This window comes from Klebsiella sp. PK18 (genome assembly GCF_057784655.1).
This window is the reverse complement of record NZ_CM173493.1, coordinates 2,119,589-2,139,675: the sequence shown is the minus strand read 5'-3', so window position 1 is coordinate 2,139,675 and position 20,087 is coordinate 2,119,589. Positions and strand designations below refer to the sequence as shown.

Below are 20,087 nucleotides of genomic sequence, written 5' to 3'. Positions count from 1 at the left end.
GGCAGGCGGGGAGACCCGCCTGTTTCCTTGCCCGCCTATTGTTAAGCAAAATTTATTGATCGCCGGCAAAGCGCTGGCCCTGAGCGCCATTCCCCTCGCTTTCCTCCCCAGGTCCTTCACAACAATTTAACTATTGAGAGGAATCTGATCGACGGCAAAGGCCCCGCTGCCTACTATTAGCTCACGGTTATAAATCAACACCTTGATTTATAAGCATGGAAATCCCCTGAGTGAAACAACGAATTGCTGTGTGTAGTCTTTGCCCATCTCCCACGATGGGCTTTTTTTTGTCCTGCGCATCGCCACAGCGGACAGCCTGCAACAGGCAAAAAAAATCCCCGGCATCGCTGCCGGGGATCAGTGCTGTCAGGGCGAACTTATTTTTTCAGTTCCGCCAGACCTAGCCAGGTTTGCACCACGGTATCCGGGTTCAGGGACAGGCTATCAATCCCCTCTTCCATCAGCCAGGCGGCAAAATCTTCATGGTCAGACGGCCCCTGGCCGCAGATGCCGACGTATTTGCCCTGTTTTTTCGCTGCGCGGATCGCCATCGACAGCAGGGCTTTCACCGCGTCGTTGCGCTCATCAAACAGCTCAGAGACCACGCCGGAGTCGCGATCCAGACCGAGCGCCAGCTGGGTCATGTCGTTCGAACCGATGGAGAAGCCGTCGAAGTACTCGAGGAACTGCTCGGCCAGCAAGGCGTTCGATGGGATCTCACACATCATAATGATCTTCAGCCCGTTCTCGCCGCGCTTCAGCCCCTGACGCTCCAGCTCTTCGACCACCGCTTTCGCCTGGGCGACGGTACGCACAAACGGCACCATCACTTCAACGTTGGTCAGCCCCATGTCGTTACGCACGCGCTTCATCGCTTCACACTCCAGCGCGAAGCAGTCGCGGAAGCTTTCGGAAACGTAGCGTCCGGCGCCACGGAAGCCGAGCATCGGGTTCTCTTCTTCCGGCTCATAACGCTCGCCGCCCACCAGGTTGGCATATTCGTTCGACTTGAAGTCCGACAAACGTACGATGACGCGTTTCGGGTAGAAGGCGGCGCCAAGGGTAGCGATCCCTTCGGTCAGACGGCCGACGTAGAACTCTCTCGGCGAATCGTAGCCTTTCATCAGCTCACGGATTTCGTTCTGCAGGCCCGGCTCCTGGTCGTCAAACTCCAGCAGCGCGCGCGGGTGAACGCCAATCATGCGGTTGATGATAAATTCCAGCCGCGCCAGACCCACGCCTTCGTTCGGCAGGCAGGCAAAGTCAAACGCACGATCCGGGTTGCCGACGTTCATCATCACCTTCAGCGGCAGATCCGGCATCTCGCCAACGCTGGAGCTCTTGACGCTGAAGTCCAGCAGCTCGGCGTAAACGTAGCCGGTGTCGCCTTCGGCGCAGGAGACGGTCACGTTCTGGTTTTCCTGAATGCGATCGGTGGCATCGCCGCAACCGACCACCGCCGGGATCCCCAGCTCACGGGCGATAATCGCCGCGTGGCAGGTACGTCCGCCGCGGTTGGTGACGATCGCCGAGGCTTTCTTCATGATCGGTTCCCAGTCCGGGTCGGTCATGTCGGTGACCAGCACGTCGCCAGGTTCGATGCGGTTCATCTCGCTGATATCGTGGATCACCTTCACCGGGCCGGCGCCAATACGGTGGCCGATGGCGCGCCCTTCGGCGATGATCTGCCCCTGAGCGTGGAGGGTATAACGCTCCATCACCTGGCCGCGGGAACGCACGGTTTCCGGACGCGCCTGAACGATAAACAGCTTACCGGTGTGGCCATCTTTCGCCCACTCGATATCCATCGGACGGCCGTAGTGCTTCTCGATCTGCACCGCCTGCTTCGCCAGCTCCTGCACCTCCTCGTTGGTTAACGAGAAAACATCGCGCTGCGCCTGCGGCACATCTTCGATACGCACCTGCTTGCCGTGTTCCTGAGTCGGCGCGTATACCATGCGGATCTTTTTCGACCCCATGGTGCGGCGCACGATGGCCGGGCGGCCAGCGGCCAGCGTCGGCTTGTGGACGTAGAATTCATCCGGGTTCACCGCGCCCTGCACCACCATCTCGCCGAGGCCCCACGCCGAGGTGATAAACACCACCTGGTCAAAACCGGACTCGGTATCGATAGAGAACATGACGCCGGAGGAGGCCAGATCGGAGCGGACCATCCTCTGCACCCCGGCGGAAAGCGCCACGCCGCGGTGATCGTAACCCTGATGCACGCGATAGGAGATCGCGCGATCGTTAAACAGTGAGGCAAACACGTGCTTCACGGCAACGAGCACGGCGTCAAAGCCCTGCACGTTGAGGAATGTCTCTTGCTGCCCGGCGAAGGAGGCGTCCGGCATATCTTCCGCAGTAGCGGAAGAGCGCACGGCAAATGAGGCCTCGGCGTCATCGGCGGACAGCAGGTCATAAGCATCGCGAATCGCGTTTTCCAGTTCGCTCTGGAAAGGGGTGTCGATGATCCACTGACGGATCTGCGCGCCCGCTTTCGCTAATGCGGAAACGTCGTCAATGTCGGTTTCATCCAGCAGTGCATAAATGCGCTGGTTAACACCGCTTTGGTCCAGGAACTGATCAAAAGCATCAGCGGTGGTGGCAAACCCGTTAGGCACGGAAACACCCATACCGGACAGGTTTGTAATCATTTCACCAAGGGAGGCATTTTTGCCCCCAACTCTGTCTACATCATTCATGCCGAGTTGGTTATACCAAAGCACCAGCGGTGACGAGCCATTGTTGGACATCGAGACAATCCTTTTGTGATTTAATACCAGTGAAAAAAATTTCACGATCGACTGCAGGATTATCCTGACATATTTATGGGGCTGAAAAAAACGGTGAATCGTTCAAGCAAATTATTTTTTCATTTTTCGGACTGTTCCCGCGATATAGCTAACTTGATGATTTTTAGGAATTATGACGAAAAACGCTGGAAATAACGGCAAAAAGAAGAAAATGAACCACCCTTTTCATAAAAAACAAAAATAGCGTTTCAATTTTAACAAGAGACAAATCAAACAGGGATATGCTTAAATTTAATATCCGTATTCAGGCAATTAAACTCATTATACCGGATGGTCAAAATGGAAAGTGCTGTAGATCGCCACGTATTTTATATTTCTGACGGTACCGCCATTACGGCAGAAGTGCTGGGGCATGCCGTGATGTCGCAATTCCCGGTTGCCATCAGCAGCGTGACTCTGCCGTTTGTCGAAAACATCAGCCGCGCGCGGGCGGTAAAGGAGCAGATCGACGCCATCTATCAGCAAACGGGTATTCGCCCGCTGGTGTTCTATTCCATCGTCATCCCGGAAATCCGCGACATTATTCTGCAAAGTGAAGGTTTTTGTCAGGACATCGTGCAGGCGCTGGTGGCCCCGCTGCAGCAGGAGCTCAACCTCGACCCGACGCCAGTGGCCCACCGTACTCACGGCCTGAACCCCGGGAACCTGATCAAATACGATGCGCGTATCGCCGCCATCGATTACACCCTCGCCCACGACGATGGCATCTCCCTGCGTAACCTCGATCAGGCCCAGGTGATCCTCCTCGGTGTGTCGCGCTGCGGCAAGACGCCCACCAGTCTGTACCTCGCCATGCAGTACGGCATTCGCGCCGCCAACTATCCGTTTATCGCCGACGATATGGACAATCTGGTGCTGCCGGCGTCGCTGAAGCCCCTGCAACATAAGATGTTCGGCCTGACCATCAACCCCGAACGGCTGGCGGCCATCCGCGAAGAGCGTCGGGAAAACAGCCGCTACGCCTCTCTGCGTCAGTGTCGGATGGAGGTGACCGAAGTGGAGGCCCTGTATCGCAAAAATAAAATCCCGTGCCTGAACAGTACCAATTATTCTGTTGAGGAAATTGCCACCAAAATCATGGACATCATGGGGCTGAATCGCAGAATGTACTAACACACTAGTACATTATTAAAAATTTGTTTATGCTATCACCCGTGGCCTATACAGGATCATGCCCTGCTCTTGCAATAAGCAGGGATTGGTTTATCGTGATGCGCATCACTTCCCGGCATTTTCGCCGCGGAAGAAACAGATTTTTGAGACCCCAATGAATAAAACAGACGAATTGCGTACCGCGCGCATTGAAAGCCTGGTAACGCCCGCGGAACTGGCCCATCGCCATCCCGTCACGGCCGACGTGGCCGCCCACGTTTCGGCCTCCCGCCGCCGAATTGAAAAAATCCTCAACGGCGAAGACCGCCGCCTGCTGGTGATTATCGGCCCCTGCTCCATTCACGATACCGACGCGGCGCTGGAGTATGCCCGCCGCCTGCAGGGCATGCGCGAGCGCTACCAGCCGCAGCTGGAGATCGTGATGCGCACCTACTTTGAAAAACCGCGTACCGTGGTGGGCTGGAAAGGCTTAATCTCCGATCCGGACCTCAACGGCAGCTACCGGGTCAACCACGGAATCGAGCTGGCGCGGCGCCTGCTGCTGCAGGTAAATGAGCTGGGGGTACCGACGGCCACCGAGTTTCTCGATATGGTGACCGGTCAGTTTATCGCCGATCTCATCAGCTGGGGTGCCATCGGGGCGCGCACCACAGAAAGCCAGATCCACCGTGAGATGGCCTCAGCGCTCTCCTGCCCGGTCGGGTTTAAAAACGGCACCGATGGCAATACGCGCATCGCGGTGGACGCCATCCGCGCCTCCCGCGCCAGCCATATGTTCCTCTCCCCGGACAAGCAGGGGCAGATGACGATTTACCAGACCAGCGGCAACCCGTACGGGCATATCATTATGCGCGGCGGCAAACAGCCAAACTATCATGCCGAGGATATCGCTGCCGCCGGCGAGGCGCTGCGTGAATTCGATCTGCCGGAACAGCTGGTCGTTGATTTCAGCCATGGCAACTGCCAGAAGCAGCACCGCCGTCAGCTGGAGGTGTGCGCCGATATCTGTCAGCAAATTCGCGCGGGCTCCACCGCCATCGCCGGGATTATGGCAGAGAGCTTCCTGCAGGAAGGCACCCAGAAAGTGGTCCCCGGCCAGCCGCTGACCTGGGGCCAGTCGATCACCGACCCCTGCCTGAGCTGGGATGACAGCGAAAGGTTATTGAGCGAGCTGGCCGCCGCCGCCGCTACCCGTCTGTAACCGCTCCGCCCGTCGCGCCTGCGGCGGGCAATTTCCTTCGGTGACTCCCCTACCAAATCCGGTAACACGATAAATAACACTTGCCGTCAAAAACAACATTATTGATAATGATTATCATTGTTGCTTTGATTTTTATTTTGAGAGCTATGACGCGTATGGATAACACTGCCACAGCTGAAAAACCAAAAGACAATGCCCCCTATCCCGTGGCGACGGACAGGCAGATTAGCAGTCGGGTGCTGTTAGGTAGCGAAGGACGGGTAGTCATCGAACATGGCGGCCAGCGCTATCTGCTGCGCCAGACCAACGCCGGGAAGTTAATTCTGACCAAGTAAGCGCCCCGCTGAGCGCGGGGCGAGGCGAGTTAGCTCGAGCAGCTGACTTCCAGACGTTTCCCCCAGTCCGGAGGGCGGCGGACGTAGTCGTCCTCGCGATCGGTAAAGGGGTCTGCCAGCGCGGCATGCAGGCGCTCCAGCTCGCCCATATCGCCCGCCTCGGCCTGCTCTATCGCCCGCTGCGCCAGCCAGTTGCGTAACACCAGCGCCGGATTTACGCCCTGCATCCGCTGCTGGCGCTGCGCGTCATCCACCTGTTCATCACGCAGGCGCGCACGATACCCGGCAAACCAGCTGTCGAAAGCCGCCCGATCGATAAACTCGTCGCGCAGCGGCGAGGCGGCGCTGAGCTGTTCGCTGTGGCTCAGCAGGCGGAACGTTCGGGTATAGTCGCTCTTCTCACGGATCATCAGGGCAAACAGCCCGTCCAGCAGGTCGTTATCCCCTTTCTGCTGGCTGAACAGGCCGAGTTTATCGCGCATCCGTTGGCCATAAGCGGTCAGCAAGGCGTGCTGATACTCATCCAGCGCCGCGTTTAACGCTTCAGCGCTGATAAACGGCGACAGCGATTGGGCGAGACGCTGCAGATTCCACAGCCCCACCGCCGGCTGGTTTTCAAAACTGTAGCGCCCCTGATAATCGGAGTGGTTGCAGATGAAGTCCGGTTGAAAATCGTCAAGGAAGCCATACGGGCCGTAGTCGATGGTCAGACCGAGAATCGACATGTTGTCGGTATTCATCACCCCATGGGCAAAGCCCACGGTTTGCCAGCTGGCGATGGTCTGCGCGGTGCGCGTGACAACGTCACGGAACCATAACAGATACTTGTCTGCCTCATCCTGCAGCTGCGGCCAGTGGTGGCGAATGACATAGTCGGCCAATTGCTGGACCTTCTGCGGCTCACGGCGATAGTAAAAATGTTCGAAATGGCCGAAGCGGACATGGCTCTCGGCCACCCGCATCAGCATCGCGCCAGGCTCCACGCGCTCGCGGTAGATCGGGGTATCGCTGGTCACCATCGCCAGGGCGCGCGTCGTCGGGATCCCCAGGGCGTGCATCGCCTCTGACGCCAGACTTTCTCGGATCGTCGAGCGCAGTACAGCGCGCCCGTCCCCCATCCGCGAATAGGGGGTCAGGCCGGCGCCTTTCAGATGCCAGTCGTAACGGCGACCATCCGCAAGCTGCTGCTCACCGAGCAGGATCCCGCGTCCGTCGCCCAGCTGGCCGGCCCAGGCGCCAAACTGATGGCCGCTGTATACTTGCGCCAGCGGCGACATGCCCGGAAGCAGCGCTTCTCCGCCCCAGACACCGGCCCCATTTTCAGGCGCGAACAGGGCGTCGGGCACCCCCAACTGTTGCGCCAGCGGGGCGTTACGCCAGATGAGTCGGGCGTTATCCAGCGGCGTCGGTGACAGGGAAGTGTAAAAATCCGGCAGTTCATCCCGCCAGTGGGTGGTAAAAGAAAGGGTCATGGTTCCTCCTACCTTCAGTGTAGTGCCTCAAACAGCGGATTAACACGGGCGGAGTGCAGGGTTATCGGCATAAAAAAGGGAAGCGCTCGCTTCCCTCTTGCTTCTGAATGACGTCAGATACGCCGCGCCTGCCAGAACTTTTTGTTCCAGTAGACGTTATCCAGCGAGGAACGGGTGACGCCCTGGCTGGTGGAGGCATGGATAAACTGGTTGTCGGTATCGTAGATGCCAACGTGCAAACCGCTCTCCCCTGAGCCGGTTTTGAAGAACACCAGATCGCCGGGCAGCAGATCGCGCTTATCGATACGGGTGCCGATTTCCGCCTGCTCGCGGGTTTCACGCGGCAGCTGGAGGGCAAATTTATCGCGAAACGTGCGCACCACGAAGCCGGAGCAGTCGACGCCGCGCGGCGTCATGCCGCCGTAGCGATACGGTGCGCCACGCCAGCTACGCAACTGCTCGTTCAGATTCGCCACCACCGTGATGGAGTCAGCCAGCCGTGGATTCGGCGGCGGTGCCCGATGGCTGCTGCAGCCGGCTAAAATTAACGCCGCCGCCAACATGAACCAGAAGCGCATTTCAGATGATCCCTCTGTCCCTAGTCTCTTTATCGCAATAATTTAGCTTGTTTATCAATATAGTGACAAGATAACTGCGTGCTACTGTGACGCGATGAGCATAATATGACCGGCCACCTCCACGCGCTGGAACGGGATCGCATAGGCAGCGGTTAAATTTTCCTCATTCAGCACCTCGGCGGTCTCTCCGCAGGCGATGGCTTCCCCCTGGCAGAGCAGCCAGCTTTGTCCGGCATGGCGCAGGGTATGGTTGAGATCGTGGCTGCTCATCACCACCGCAATCCCCGCCGCGCTCAGCTCACGTAACAGCCGATCCAGCGCCGCCTGCTGGGCCACATCCAGACTGTTCATCGGCTCATCCAGCAGCAGCAGTTGACCCGCGGGATGACTCAAGGGATCGATCTGCAGGATCACTGCCGCCAGCCGCACGCGCTGCCACTCACCGCCCGAAAGCTGATTAACCTGACGGTCCAGCTTATTGTCCAGACCAAGCCTGGCCGCGATATCGCTCAGACGGCCGCTATCGCCCTGCTGCTGCATATGCAGCGCCAGGTAGTGCCACACCGGCATGGCGAACGGCGGGGTCTGGTGTTGACATAGATATCCGCGACGGCGCGCCAGCTCCGTCGCCGGCCACTCGTCAAGCCGCCGTCCGTTAAAATGAACCGTGCCGGGGCCGTCGGACAGCCCCGCCATGCGGGTCAGCAGCGTGCTCTTCCCTGCGCCGTTCGGCCCCACCAGGTGGACAATCTCCCCGGCGCGAAAGGCCGCAGAAAACGGGGCCAGACGCCCCGCCGCTTCTACATCCTGTAGCTGCATCAGAAACGCCATTATTTCGCCAGCGCTCCTTTAATCGCCGCCACCAGCTGCGGATCGTCCGGCGTCATATCCGGAGAGAAGCGCTCAATGACGTTGCCCTGGCGATCGACGAGGAATTTTTCGAAATTCCACAGAATGTCGTCCACATACAGCGGCGCCCGGCCTTTGCTGGCCATCCGCTCATAAAAACCGCTGCCTTCCGGGGCCACCGCTTTCGGCGCGGCGGCAATCAGTTTTTGATACAGCGGCGCGCGATGTTCACCGTTGACGTCAATTTTGCTGAACAGCGGGAAGGTGACGCCGTAGGTGGTGCTGCAGAAGGTCTTAATCTCTTCTTCACTGCCCGGCTCCTGGCCGAGGAACTGGTTGCAGGGGAACCCCAGCACGCTAAAGCCCTCCCCGGCAAACTGCTTTTGCAGATCCTCGAGTTGCTCATACTGCGGCGTCAGGCCGCATTTCGAGGCCACATTGACGATCAACAGCACCTTGCCGGCAAAGGATGCCAGGGTGGTTTTCTCGCCATCAATGGTCGTCACTTCGGTATTCAGAATGTCATGTTGCATAGCCTGTCCTCAATGGATAAACCGGTTTCCGGTGAAGGTGATCCCTATCTACTGTAGCGGATTCAGCGGCCGCCATTCTACTGCCAATCCCCCCGAGTTGTCGCATGATGTAACAGCGCTTCGCTGGCCGCCAGCAACATGAAATCCTCTCAATTGGGCAGTCGACCATTTCCGTGTACAGTGTCCCGGTAATGTAATATGGTTTCGTTACTTGTTAATTTAAGAGAGTTTTATTGATGAAGAAGTTGTTTAGCCTGGCGTTAATCGCCACCTCTGTCGCCCTGCTGAGCGCCTGCTCTCCGGATGAAGATAATAAAGTGAAAGTCGCTATCAATACCGGGCCGGACGAAGCCATCTGGAAAGTGGTGGAGCAGGTGGCGAAGGATAAATATCATCTCGACGTCGAAGTGGTCTCCTTCAATGATTATGTGCTGCCCAACGAAGCACTGAACAACAAAGATGTGGATGCCAACGCCTTCCAGACCCTGCCGTACCTTGAGGCGCAGTCGAAAGAGCGCGGCTATAAATTTGCGGTGGTCGGTAAAACCTTTGTCTTCCCTATCGCCGCCTATTCTCACCGGATCAAAAACATCAGCGAACTGCCTGAAGGGGCGACGGTGACCATTTCTAATGAAACCACCACCCTGGGCCGCAGCCTGCTGCTGCTCCAGGCGCAGGGGTTACTCAAGCTGAAGCCGGGCGTCGGCTATTTACCCACCACGCTGGATATCATCGACAACCCGAAACAGCTGAAAATTGTTGAAGTGGATACTCCACAGCTGACCCGTACCCTTGATGATCCGAACGTTAGCTTGTCAATCATTAACACCAACTTCTCCGCCCAGGCGGGCCTGTCGGCCGCCCGCGACGGTCTGTTTATGGAGGGGCCGGATTCTCCTTACGTGAATGCGATTGTCGCCCGCGAGGATAATAAGGACAGCAAGAAAATTCAGGAGCTGAAAGCCGCCTTCCAGACCAGCGAAGTCGCGGAAAAAGCGAAGGAAGTCTACAAAGGCGACGCGATCAAAGGCTGGTAAGCCTGAACCGGCGCCGTCCCTGCCGACGGCGCCGCGCTATCCCCGCCCCCGCGAACGCAGCAGCAACCAGATAAAGACCGGCGCGCCCAGCGTCGCCGTCACCACGCCAATCGGCAGCTCTGCGGCGGAAAGCGCCAGTCGGGCAATGATATCCGCCCCCAGCAAGGCGCTCGCCCCGGCCAGCATGCAGGCCGGGAGCAACACCCGGTGATCGCTTAAACCGCATAGCCGCAGAATGTGCGGGATCACCAGGCCGATAAAGCCAATTGCTCCCGCCAGCGCCACGCTAACGCCGACCAACCAGCCGGTCGCCACCACCAGCAGCTTGCGCCATAGCCACAGCGGCAGCCCAAGCTGACGAGCGGAGACCTCGCCCAGCGCCAGTAAATTCAGGGGTTGCGACTGCAGACAAACCCAGCAAAGCACCGGCAGGAGGGCTATCATCAGCCACAGCTGCTGCCAGTCGACGCCGCCAAACCCGCCCATCATCCAGTACATCAGCTGACGCAGGTCAAAAGAGGTGGAGAAGTAGACCGCCCAGGTCATCAGGGCGCTGCAGATGATCCCCAGCGCCACCCCCGCCAGCAGCAGACGGCTGGTAGAGAGATGGCGGCGGGCAAAACGCAGCAAAATAAAGGTGATCAGCAGCGCGCCGAGGATCGCGCACAGCCCGAGCGCCCAGCCGGGCAAGACTCCTTTGCCCAGCAGGACGGCGGCAATCAGCCCGACGCCCGCCCCGTTGGAGACGCCCAGCAGACCCGGCTCCGCCAGCGGATTTTCAAACAGCGCCTGCATAATCGCCCCGGAGAGCGCCAGCGCCGCCCCCACCAGCACCACCGCCAGGGTTCGCGGCAGGCGGATCTGCCAGATGAACAACTGGCCTTTCGCGCTCAGCCATTCCCCAGGCGGGATCCATTGATCGCCCGCGCACAGGCTGATCAGTAGCGTAACCAGGAGCAACAGCGTTAATCCGAAGAGCCAACGCCGGCTGCGGCGCTGTTGAAGATGGGCGAGAGTCAGCATAGATTCCATTACGCAGTGGGAACAAGAGGCTGATTTTACGGTGGGTGTCGCGATGAGAAAAGGAAAAACTCGCGCCCGAATGTCGACGCGGAGGAAGACCTCCCCCGCGTCTGCGGTCGTTCGTTACACCAGGATCTGAAACAGTAGCGCAAAGAGAATGATATTCGCCACCACGATTGCCCAGCCGTTATAGAGCATATATTTCAGATGCGTGGACTGCGCCAGCCCCATCTGGCCGAACATGTCCGATGAGGGAAACGGACCGAACCAGTCCACCTGAGAAGAGGCGAGCAGCACCGCGGTGGTCCCCTGCGGCGGCACGCCGGCGGCCATCAGCATCGGGCCAAAGATTTTATGGGTAAACGTCATTTGCGCCACCGCCGCACCGGGCACATGGCCGATAATATTGAACGCGAAGATGCTAAAGCACAGCCAGGCCGGGGAGATCCCCTCGAGCAGCGGTTGGGTATACTCCAGCAGCCCCTGATAGGCATGCAGACCATCCATCAGTTCAAGGATTGGGTTATACAGCCAGTAGAGGATAAACATCCACACCAGACGGCCACAACCGTGATATAACGCCTGCAGGATCTGCGTCGGCCGCAGGCCGCCTACCAGCCCGGTCATCAGCGCCACCAGCAGCATCACGATAATCGCAAAGCTGAAGCCAGCTTTGATCACCACGCCAACGACCGCCATCACAATGATCGTCGCGGCGAAGGCCAGCGCGCTTAATTTACGCCGACGCTGCTGCGCGGCGCTGAGATCGTCTTTTGGCTTCTCCGAAAGATCGACGTCATAGCGCAGTTTGCCTTCAGTCATCTTCTGGATCCGCCCCGCCATTATCCAGCCGGCCAGCAGCGTCACCGCACTCATCGGCAGACCGACGTACAGCAGATAATCCGGATAGCTCAACCCGCCGAGGCTGAGGATTGTCACGGTGCTGGGGGTGAAGGGCCCGGTAAAGAGCCCAACGGAGCCGGCGGTCATCATCAGCGCGGCGACCGTCGGCGGCGTTAAGCGTACCGCTGCCGCCACCGGAATGATCACGGCCACGATAATGGCGTTACCACCGGCCATGGTGCCCAGCGAACCACAAATTAAAATCGATGACACCACAATGCCGAACTTAACCCGCGTCTGGCTCGACAGCCCAATACGATGAACCACGAATTTCACCAGCTCAACCGCTGCGCCGGTGCGGGTGGCCACTTCCCCCACGCCGGCGCCGAGCATAATGATAAGCCCTACGGTGGCGATAAATGACCCGGTGGATTTCGCCAGCATCGTGCCCATTTCCGGCAGGCCGGTCGAGGTCATTATCATGGCGATAATAATCGAGGAGATCACCGCCAGCACAATATCAACGCCGATCAGCGATAATATCGCTAGTGCCACCAGCGGCGTAAATCCCAGCAGGCCAAGCTCACTGCCCGGTCGACCGTGGCACCACAGCGCGATCAACACGAACAGCAGCAATAACAGACCAGTAATAACGTTTTTCCGCGTGATATTTCGTCTGACAGGCGCATTGCCTGTGAGCGTTGAGTCACTCATAACACTCCTTAATGCCAATCAATCCGACCGTAAGGGTCAGGAGGTGTATTGGGACCTGCTCAGAAAACATCCTCCCTCTTTTTCATTATTGGCCGCGAGCCTGAGGGGGCGTTTGGGTACAAAGGAATAGATTCTGAGAGCGTAATATTCCGCCATCAGGCGGGGTCTACAGCACAATATGTAACCGGAGCGCTGATTGGAGATTAAATTTATGTTAACTTTGCGTTAGTGGATAATGACTTTTTATCGGTAGGCTATAACCCTGAGTTAACTGTTCATGAAACTGCGTCATCTGGAAATCTTTCACGCCGTAATGACCTGCGGCTCGCTGTCACGCGCGGCGGAAGCGCTCAATATCTCTCAGCCAGCGGCCAGCAAAGCGCTAAAAAGCGCCGAGATGAAACTGGGTTTTACCCTCTTTCAGCGGGTGCGCGGCAAGCTGCTGCCGACCAGCGAGGCGATCACACTTTTCGAAAAAGCGCAGAGCATTTATCAGGACCTCGATAACCTGCGCCTGTTGGCCGACAATCTGGCTCGCGATCCGCGCGCCAAAATCACCTTAGGCTGCCTGCCGAGTCTGGGGTTAAGTCTGGTGCCAGAGCTGGTGACCGACTTTTATCAGCAAAACAGCAACCTGGTGATGACGCTCACCACCGAGCACACCGAGACGCTGGTCAAAAAACTGGATTTGCGCGAGATAGATTTGGCGCTGACGCTACAGCCGGTGCAGCAGGGAGAGATCCTGACCACCCTGATTGCCGAAGTACCGCTGGTGTACATCGACCGTCATTATCGTCAGGGGGCGGTGGACATCGGCCAGATCGACCAGCAGCGCTGGATCTCGCCAGGGCCGCACTCGCTCTCTGCCGCCATCGCCACCCGTCGCGACTTTTCCACCACCCGGCTTAACGTCCAGACCTACTATATGGCCACCGAGTTCGTGAAGCGCGGCATGGGCTGCAGCATCACTGATATTTTTTCCGCCCAGCACAACCTGGATCCCGAGATGATCCACCCCATTACGCCGCCGATTGCCATCAACCTCTGCCTGCTGCGCCGGGCCGATGTTTCGCTGAGCCCGATGGCGCAAAAGTTCGTCGATTTTCTCTGCCAGCGTCTGCGCCAGCAACTCAAGGAGATTAACCTGCGGTTATACCCTGACCATAAAAAGTCAATTGCGCCGCTGGGGTAAATGCTTTGACATAACCCGATAAATTGATTAGCGGTGGATATATCGGGTTATGAACAAACGCATTGTCATTATCGGCGGCGGCGTGGTCGGTCTGGCCACAGCCTGGGAACTGATTAAGCGCGGCCATCAGGTGCAATTACTGGAGCGCAATGCTGAACCGGGCAGTGCCACCAGTTTTGCTAACGGCGGACAATTAAGTTATCGCTACGTTGCCCCCCTTGCCGATAGCGGCGTTCCCCTGCAGGGGATTAAATGGATGGGCAAAGCCGATTCGCCGCTGAATATGCGTCTTAAGATGTCTTTCCAGCAGTGGCGCTGGCTGCTGCAGTTCCTGCGTGCCTGTAATAGCCAGACCAATAAAATGAACGGCGATCATATTTTGCGCCTGTCGTTGCTCAGCCGTCAGGTCATGCAGTCGTGGCTGGATGAGGATAATCTTGCCGATTTTCACTGGCGGCGCAGCGGTAAATTAATTATCCATCGCCGCGAATATGATTTTAATAAAGCGGCAAAAGGGATAGATCCTCAGTATCAACAAGCGCTGAATGCTGACGCCTGTCTGCAGCTGGAGCCGGCACTCAGACATATCAGCCCTTCGCTGCAGGGCGGAATTTATTCGCCGGGCGATGAAACGGCAGATTGCCATCAGTTCTGCCTTGCCCTGCTCGACAAGCTCAATGCCAGCAACGACTTTAGCCTGCTGACGCACTGTGAGGTGCAGCAGCTCAATAAGCGCGGCGGACGCATCAGCGCCCTGGAGACCAACCGGGGAACCATCACCGGCGATGATTATGTCGTTGCCGCCGGTAACGGCAGTGGTCCTCTGCTTGGGCATCTGGGGGTTCGCGTGCCGCTGTGCGCCCTGAAGGGGTACAGCCTGACCCTGCCCTATCCTGAAAAAGCAGGTATTGCCCCTGACATCAGCGTCACCGACTACGGGCACAAAATCGTTTATGCCCGCCTTGGCCAACAACTGCGCATCGCGGCGATGGTGGACATCGGCTACGACGGCGACCAACTGCGCGAGAGCCGCATTCAGGCGCTGAAAAACATCGTCGCCCGTAGCTTTCCCGAACTCGAAGGGCTGGACAAGGCCGAAGCCTGGACCGGCATGCGCCCGTCAACACCAGCAGGCCCGCCGATGCTGGGTCGCGCCGGATACCCCAATCTGTGGATGAACCTGGGCCAGGGTAGTCTCGGCTTTACCCTCGCCGCCGGCAGCGCGGTGGTGCTGGGCGCGTTAATCGACAATCAGGCACCCACTATTTCTTTAGAAGGTCTCACATGGAAACAAACCGCATGACCATTATTCGCAATAATCCACAACCTCGCCTTTCCGCCAGCGTTGCGTATGGCAATCTGTTGTTCCTCTCCGGGCAGACGCCAAAAAGCAGCGAAGACGATATCGTTTTACAAACCCGTGAAGTGCTGGAGAAGATCGATGCCCTGTTGGCGGCTGCCGGGAGCGATAAGCGGCAAATTCTCTCCGCGCAGATCTGGCTGAAAGATATCGAACGTGATTTTGTCGCATTCAATGACGTGTGGGTACAGTGGATGCCGGAAGGCCAGAGCCCGGCGCGAGCAGCAGTACAGGCGGAGATGGCGCGACCGGATATCCTGGTGGAGATCATGCTCACCGCCGTCAAAGCGTAAGGACGTGTAGAAAAGAAAAAGGCCGCAATGCGGCCTTTTTAATTAGTTCAGATTATTTGTCTTTCGGCGACGCGTTTTCGACACGGCTTTTCAGCTTCTGACCGGGTCTGAAGGTCACCACGCGCCGGGCTGTAATGGGAATATCCTCCCCCGTCTTCGGGTTACGTCCCGGGCGTTGGTTTTTATCCCGCAAATCGAAGTTGCCGAACCCGGAGAGTTTGACCTGTTCTCCGTTTTCCAGAGCACGACGGATCTCTTCGAAAAACAACTCGACCAGTTCTTTGGCATCCCGCTTGCTAAGCCCAAGCTTATCAAACAGATATTCTGACATTTCAGCTTTTGTAAGCGCCATAGGTTCAATCCCTCAATGATGCCTGGAATCGCTCTTTTAATGCCTCTACACATCTGGCAACGGTAGCGGCAATCTCCTCTTCTTCGAGTGTACGGCTGGTATCCTGCAGGATCAGGCTAATCGCAAGGCTCTTATACCCTTCCGCCACACCTTTACCACGGTACACGTCAAATAAGTTTACGCCAACTACCTGATTTACGCCAACTTTCTTACATTCGGCTAAAACATCGGCAGCAGCCACGTTTTCCGCGACCAGTACCGCGATGTCGCGACGGTTCGCCGGGAAGCGGGAAATATCGCGCGCCTGAGGCACCACGCGGTCTGCGAGCTTGTCCCACTCCAGTTCGAACACCAGAGTGCGACCGTTCAGATCCAGTTTACGTTCCAGTTCCGGATGAACAACCCCAATGAAACCAATGCGTTCACCTTTAAGATAAATCGCTGCGGATTGACCTGGATGCAGCGCGGCGATCGCTTCGCCACGGAACTCGATGTCGGCCAATTTACCGGTTAAATCCAGTACGGATTCCAGATCGCCCTTCAGATCATAGAAATCGACCGTCTCTTTCGCCAGCGTCCAGTGCTCTTCGTAACGGTTGCCGCAGATCGCCCCGGCCAGCATCACATCCTGACGAATGCCCAGCGGCGCCTGAGTATCCGGCACGAAGCGCAGGCCACTCTCAAAGATGCGCACGCGGCTCTGCTGACGGTTCTGGTTGTAGACCACGGTACCCAACAGGCCGGTCCACAGCGACAGACGCATCGCCGACATTTCGCTGGAGATCGGGCTTGGCAGGATCAGCGCCTCTTCCCCGGCGTGGATCAGCTGCTGGATTTTCGGGTCAACAAAGCTGTAGGTGATCACTTCCTGATAGCCTTTGTCGTTCAGCAGCGTTTTTACGCGCTTCAGCGACAGGTCGGCTTCACGATGGGTACCCATGATCAGACCCGCCTGTACTGGCGCATCAGGAATGTTGTTGTAGCCATAAACGCGAGCCACTTCTTCGACCAGATCTTCTTCGATCTCCATGTCGAAACGCCAGCTCGGGGCGACTGCCTGCCATTCGTCCTGACCCACCGTCACTTCGCAGCCGAGGCGCTGCAGAATGTCGGTGACCTGCGCGTCATCGATATGGTGGCCAATCAGGCGATCCAGTTTGCTACGACGCAGGGTAATGGTGGCGCGTTTTGGCAAGGTCTCTTCGTTTGTCACGTCGATCACCGGGCCGGCTTCACCGCCGCAGAGGTCGATCAGCAGACGCGTGGCACGCTCCAGCGCTTTATACTGCAGCGCCGGATCGACGCCGCGCTCATAGCGATGAGAGGCATCGGTGTGCAGGCCATGACGGCGCGCGCGGCCGGTAATGGACAGCGGGCTGAAGAACGCGCATTCCAGCAGCACGTTCTGGGTTTCGTCGTTAACGCCGGAGTGTTCCCCGCCGAAGATCCCGCCCATCGCCAGCGCTTTGTTATGGTCAGCAATAACCAGGGTGTCACTGTCGAGCTTCGCTTCAGAGCCATCGAGCAGCACCAGGGTTTCACCCTCTTTCGCCATGCGCACCACGATCCCGCCTTCGATACGGTCGCGGTCAAAGGCGTGCATCGGCTGGCCCAGCTCAAGCAGGACATAGTTAGTCACGTCAACCACCGCGTCGATGGAGCGGATCCCGCAGCGGCGCAGCTTCTCTTTCATCCACAGCGGGGTCGGCGCTTTGACGTTGATGCCTTTCACCACGCGGCCCAGATAGCGCGGGCACGCCTGCGGCGCGTCAACCTGAATCGGCAGCACGTCGTCAATGGTCGCGGCAACCGGCGTAATTTCCGGCGCGTTCAGCGGCGCTTTGTTCAGCACAGCGACATCGCGCGCCACGCCGATGATACCCAGGCAGTCGGCACGGTTTGGCGTGACGCTGATTTCGATAGTGTTATCGTCAAGCTTGAGGTATTCACGAATATCAGTGCCGATCGGCGCATCCGCCGGCAGTTCGATGATACCGCTATGGTCGTCGGAAATACCCAGCTCGGAGAAAGAGCACAGCATCCCTTCTGACGGTTCGCCGCGCAGCTTCGCCGCTTTAATTTTAAAATCGCCCGGCAGCACGGCGCCGATGGTCGCCACGGCGACTTTCAGCCCCTGACGGCAGTTTGGCGCGCCGCAGACGATGTCCAGCAGGCGTTCACCGCCCACGTTGACTTTGGTGACGCGCAGTTTGTCAGCATTTGGATGCTGGCCGCACTCCACCACTTCACCGACCACTACGCCGTTGAAGCTGCCGGCAACCGGCTCAACGCCGTCGACCTCGAGGCCCGCCATGGTGATCTGATCGGAAAGCGCTTCGCTGTCGATCGCCGGGTTAACCCACTCGCGTAACCACAGTTCACTGAATTTCATTGTTCTGTCCTGCCCTTATTTAAACTGTTTGAGGAAACGCAGATCGTTTTCGAAGAACGCGCGCAGATCGGTCACGCCATAACGCAGCATGGTCAGACGCTCCATCCCCATACCGAAGGCGAAGCCGGAGTAAACTTCCGGATCGATACCGACGTTACGCAGCACGTTCGGGTGTACCATCCCGCAGCCCAGCACTTCCAGCCATTTGCCGTTTTTACCCATCACGTCAACTTCTGCGGACGGCTCGGTGAACGGGAAGTAGGACGGACGGAAGCGCACCTGCAGGTCTTCTTCAAAGAAGTTGTTCAGGAAGTCGTGCAGCGTCCCTTTCAGGTTGGTGAAGCTGATGTTTTTATCAACAATCAGACCTTCCATCTGGTGGAACATCGGGGTATGGGTCTGGTCGTAGTCGTTACGATAGACGCGGCCCGGCGCGATAATGCGGATGGGCGGCTGCTGGTTTTCCATGGTGCGGATCTGCACGCCGGAGGTCTGAGTACGCAGCAGGCGAGTGGCATCGAACCAGAAAGTGTCGTGGTCAGCGCGCGCCGGATGATGACCCGGAATATTCAGCGCATCGAAGTTGTGGTAATCATCTTCGATTTCCGGGCCAGTCGCCACGGTAAAGCCGAGCTCACCGAAGAAACTTTCAATACGGTCGATGGTGCGAGTGACCGGATGCAGGCCGCCATTTTCAATGCGGCGTCCCGGCAGCGAGACGTCAATGGTCTCTGCGGCCAGACGCGCATTCAGCGCTGCGCCTTCCAGATCAGCTTTGCGCGCGTTCAGCGCCTGCTGCACCTGCTCTTTCGCTTCGTTGATGACCGCGCCGGCTGCCGGACGCTCTTCCGGCGGTAACTCACGCAGGGTGGTCATTTGCAGGGTCAGATGCCCTTTTTTACCCAGGTATTCCACGCGGACGTTGTCCAGCGCAGCAACATCTGATGCCTCGTTAATGGCTGCCTTGGCACTGGCAACCAGCTCTGCGAGATGTGACATGGTTTTCCTCATTATGTCGGTGCAGACACCGGTTATAGTGAAATTAATATCCCGAATCCATATACGAAAAAAGCCTCCACAGGGGAGGCTTTCTGGCGCTGTTTTCCGTTTCTTCTTTCACGCGCTAGCCTCCTGAGTTCAGGTGCTAAAGTAAAAAAAGAAGCGGAAAATAGCAGCATTCATGCTTGCATTACCTTGTCTGGTAAGAAACGTCAGACCTGTATTGAAAAGCCTGCGCCGATAAAAGTCAATGTATTGATGGTGTTGAAACGAAAAGAGGGAGACAAGCTCCCTCTTTCAACTGGCTTATGCCAGAGCTGCTTTCGCTTTTTCGACCAGAGCGGTGAACGCTACTTTGTCGAATACGGCGATGTCAGCCAGGATCTTACGGTCGATTTCAACAGAGGCTTTTTTCAGGCCATTGATGAATTTGCTGTAAGAAATACCGTTCTGACGTGCTGCTGCGTTGATACGTGCAATCCACAGTTGACGGAACTGACGTTTACGTTGACGACGGTCACGGTAAGCGTACTGACCAGCTTTGATAACAGCCTGGAAGGCAACGCGGTATACGCGAGAACGCGCACCGTAGTAGCCTTTAGCTTGTTTCAAAATTTTCTTGTGACGTGCACGTGCAATTACACCACGTTTTACGCGAGCCATGTGTGCTCTCCTGTATCTATTCTAAGTTAAAAAAGTTAAACGTTAACGACTTATGCGTACGGCAGGCACGCGATAACCAGGCCCAGATCGCCTTTGGAAACCATGGCTTTCGGACGCAGGTGACGTTTACGCTTGGTAGCTTTTTTAGTCAGAATGTGACGCAGGTTAGCGTGCTTGTGCTTAAAACCACCTTTACCGGTTTTTTTGAAGCGCTTAGCAGCACCGCGTACGGTCTTAATTTTTGGCATCTTAATAACTTCCACTTCGCATTGTTAATAAACGAAACATAGGCGAACAACATCAGTGAAGCCCTAAGGCTCCA

21 protein-coding genes, 1 other RNA gene and 1 other annotated feature are annotated in these 20,087 nt (G+C 57.3%); of the genes, 9 read left to right on the top strand and 13 right to left on the bottom strand.

Features of this window, described 5'->3' with window-relative positions:
• Window positions 1–183: 183 nt before the first annotated feature.
• Window positions 184–291: antisense sRNA RprA (gene rprA / locus AC3EMD_RS10390), an RNA gene on the top strand.
• 86 nt (window positions 292–377) lie between these two features.
• Here the strand turns inward: rprA and ppsA are convergent.
• On the bottom strand, window positions 378–2,756 hold the full coding sequence (gene ppsA / locus AC3EMD_RS10385) for a phosphoenolpyruvate synthase (protein ID WP_012541376.1): 2,379 nt from the start codon (window positions 2,754–2,756) through the stop codon (window positions 378–380).
• Window positions 2,757–2,831: 75 nt separating this feature from the next.
• Between ppsA and AC3EMD_RS10380 the strand changes: the two genes are divergently transcribed.
• From AC3EMD_RS10380 to hemP, 4 genes are all read left to right on the top strand, one after another.
• Entirely contained in the window at window positions 2,832–2,951 is a 120-nt protein-coding gene (locus AC3EMD_RS10380; protein ID WP_012541375.1) for a hypothetical protein, read from the top strand.
• Window positions 2,952–3,095: 144 nt separating this feature from the next.
• Complete coding sequence (gene ppsR, locus AC3EMD_RS10375) at window positions 3,096–3,929, top strand: posphoenolpyruvate synthetase regulatory kinase/phosphorylase PpsR (RefSeq protein ID WP_002909061.1); 834 nt, start codon at window positions 3,096–3,098, stop codon at window positions 3,927–3,929.
• 154 nt (window positions 3,930–4,083) lie between these two features.
• The gene (gene aroH, locus AC3EMD_RS10370; RefSeq protein ID WP_302074063.1) at window positions 4,084–5,130 is read left to right on the top strand and encodes a 3-deoxy-7-phosphoheptulonate synthase AroH; all 1,047 of its coding nucleotides are present in this window, start codon (window positions 4,084–4,086) and stop codon (window positions 5,128–5,130) included.
• A 155-nt stretch (window positions 5,131–5,285) separates the two neighbouring features.
• Window positions 5,286–5,465, top strand: a complete 180-nt coding sequence (hemP, locus tag AC3EMD_RS10365; protein WP_012967843.1) for a hemin uptake protein HemP — start codon at window positions 5,286–5,288, stop codon at window positions 5,463–5,465.
• 29 nt (window positions 5,466–5,494) lie between these two features.
• Here hemP and selO read toward each other — a convergent pair whose 3' ends face one another.
• From selO to AC3EMD_RS10345, 4 genes are all read right to left on the bottom strand, one after another.
• A complete protein-coding gene (gene selO, locus AC3EMD_RS10360; protein ID WP_022065340.1) occupies window positions 5,495–6,937 on the bottom strand; it encodes a protein adenylyltransferase SelO in 1,443 nt (480 codons plus the stop codon).
• Between the two features lie 113 nt (window positions 6,938–7,050).
• On the bottom strand, window positions 7,051–7,515 hold the full coding sequence (locus AC3EMD_RS10355) for an NlpC/P60 family protein (RefSeq protein ID WP_002909082.1): 465 nt from the start codon (window positions 7,513–7,515) through the stop codon (window positions 7,051–7,053).
• Window positions 7,516–7,596: 81 nt separating this feature from the next.
• Window positions 7,597–8,346, bottom strand: a complete 750-nt coding sequence (gene btuD / locus AC3EMD_RS10350; RefSeq protein WP_302074062.1) for a vitamin B12 ABC transporter ATP-binding protein BtuD — start codon at window positions 8,344–8,346, stop codon at window positions 7,597–7,599.
• Window positions 8,346–8,897, bottom strand: coding sequence for a glutathione peroxidase (locus tag AC3EMD_RS10345; protein ID WP_008804442.1), 552 nt, complete (start codon window positions 8,895–8,897; stop codon window positions 8,346–8,348). Before AC3EMD_RS10345 ends, btuD begins: the two co-directional genes overlap by 1 nt.
• 236 nt (window positions 8,898–9,133) lie before the next feature.
• Between AC3EMD_RS10345 and AC3EMD_RS10340 the strand changes: the two genes are divergently transcribed.
• A complete protein-coding gene (locus AC3EMD_RS10340) occupies window positions 9,134–9,934 on the top strand; it encodes a MetQ/NlpA family ABC transporter substrate-binding protein (protein WP_002909085.1) in 801 nt (266 codons plus the stop codon).
• A 36-nt stretch (window positions 9,935–9,970) separates the two neighbouring features.
• Here AC3EMD_RS10340 and btuC read toward each other — a convergent pair whose 3' ends face one another.
• Both btuC and AC3EMD_RS10330 read right to left on the bottom strand, forming a co-directional pair.
• Window positions 9,971–10,957 carry a vitamin B12 ABC transporter permease BtuC gene (gene btuC / locus AC3EMD_RS10335; protein ID WP_008804441.1) on the bottom strand — a complete coding sequence of 329 codons (987 nt, stop codon included), beginning with the start codon at window positions 10,955–10,957 and terminating at the stop codon, window positions 9,971–9,973.
• Window positions 10,958–11,080: 123 nt separating this feature from the next.
• On the bottom strand, window positions 11,081–12,514 hold the full coding sequence (locus AC3EMD_RS10330) for a gluconate:proton symporter (RefSeq protein WP_008804440.1): 1,434 nt from the start codon (window positions 12,512–12,514) through the stop codon (window positions 11,081–11,083).
• 277 nt (window positions 12,515–12,791) lie between these two features.
• On the opposite strand from AC3EMD_RS10330, the gene admX reads away from it, so the two are divergent.
• From admX to AC3EMD_RS10315, 3 genes are read left to right on the top strand one after another with little or no spacing between them, the layout of a single operon-like run.
• Window positions 12,792–13,706: an HTH-type transcriptional regulator AdmX gene (gene admX, locus AC3EMD_RS10325; RefSeq protein WP_022065336.1), complete on the top strand. Its 915-nt coding sequence runs from the start codon at window positions 12,792–12,794 to the stop codon at window positions 13,704–13,706.
• A 49-nt stretch (window positions 13,707–13,755) separates the two neighbouring features.
• Window positions 13,756–15,009, top strand: a complete 1,254-nt coding sequence (locus tag AC3EMD_RS10320) for a D-amino acid dehydrogenase (protein ID WP_008804438.1) — start codon at window positions 13,756–13,758, stop codon at window positions 15,007–15,009.
• Window positions 15,006–15,359 (top strand): RidA family protein, encoded by a 354-nt coding sequence (locus AC3EMD_RS10315; RefSeq protein ID WP_008804437.1) that lies wholly within the window; start codon window positions 15,006–15,008, stop codon window positions 15,357–15,359. The genes AC3EMD_RS10320 and AC3EMD_RS10315 overlap by 4 nt, the downstream gene beginning before the upstream one ends.
• 52 nt (window positions 15,360–15,411) lie before the next feature.
• On the opposite strand, the gene ihfA is transcribed toward AC3EMD_RS10315, so the two are convergent.
• The 6 genes from ihfA to rpmI form a co-directional block, all read right to left on the bottom strand.
• Window positions 15,412–15,711 carry an integration host factor subunit alpha gene (gene ihfA, locus AC3EMD_RS10310; protein WP_002909098.1) on the bottom strand — a complete coding sequence of 100 codons (300 nt, stop codon included), beginning with the start codon at window positions 15,709–15,711 and terminating at the stop codon, window positions 15,412–15,414.
• 4 nt (window positions 15,712–15,715) lie between these two features.
• On the bottom strand, window positions 15,716–18,103 hold the full coding sequence (pheT, locus tag AC3EMD_RS10305) for a phenylalanine--tRNA ligase subunit beta (protein WP_016161312.1): 2,388 nt from the start codon (window positions 18,101–18,103) through the stop codon (window positions 15,716–15,718).
• A 15-nt stretch (window positions 18,104–18,118) separates the two neighbouring features.
• Window positions 18,119–19,102 (bottom strand): phenylalanine--tRNA ligase subunit alpha, encoded by a 984-nt coding sequence (pheS, locus tag AC3EMD_RS10300; protein WP_008804435.1) that lies wholly within the window; start codon window positions 19,100–19,102, stop codon window positions 18,119–18,121.
• 63 nt (window positions 19,103–19,165) lie between these two features.
• Window positions 19,166–19,290: a sequence feature (Phe leader region), on the bottom strand.
• Window positions 19,241–19,285 (bottom strand): pheST operon leader peptide PheM, encoded by a 45-nt coding sequence (gene pheM, locus AC3EMD_RS10295; RefSeq protein WP_001386830.1) that lies wholly within the window; start codon window positions 19,283–19,285, stop codon window positions 19,241–19,243. Its footprint overlaps the feature before it by 45 nt.
• A gap of 118 nt (window positions 19,291–19,408) precedes the next feature.
• Window positions 19,409–19,765, bottom strand: a complete 357-nt coding sequence (gene rplT / locus AC3EMD_RS10290; RefSeq protein ID WP_000124850.1) for a 50S ribosomal protein L20 — start codon at window positions 19,763–19,765, stop codon at window positions 19,409–19,411.
• A 50-nt stretch (window positions 19,766–19,815) separates the two neighbouring features.
• A complete protein-coding gene (gene rpmI / locus AC3EMD_RS10285) occupies window positions 19,816–20,013 on the bottom strand; it encodes a 50S ribosomal protein L35 (protein ID WP_001124225.1) in 198 nt (65 codons plus the stop codon).
• Between the last annotated feature and the right edge of the window lie 74 nt (window positions 20,014–20,087).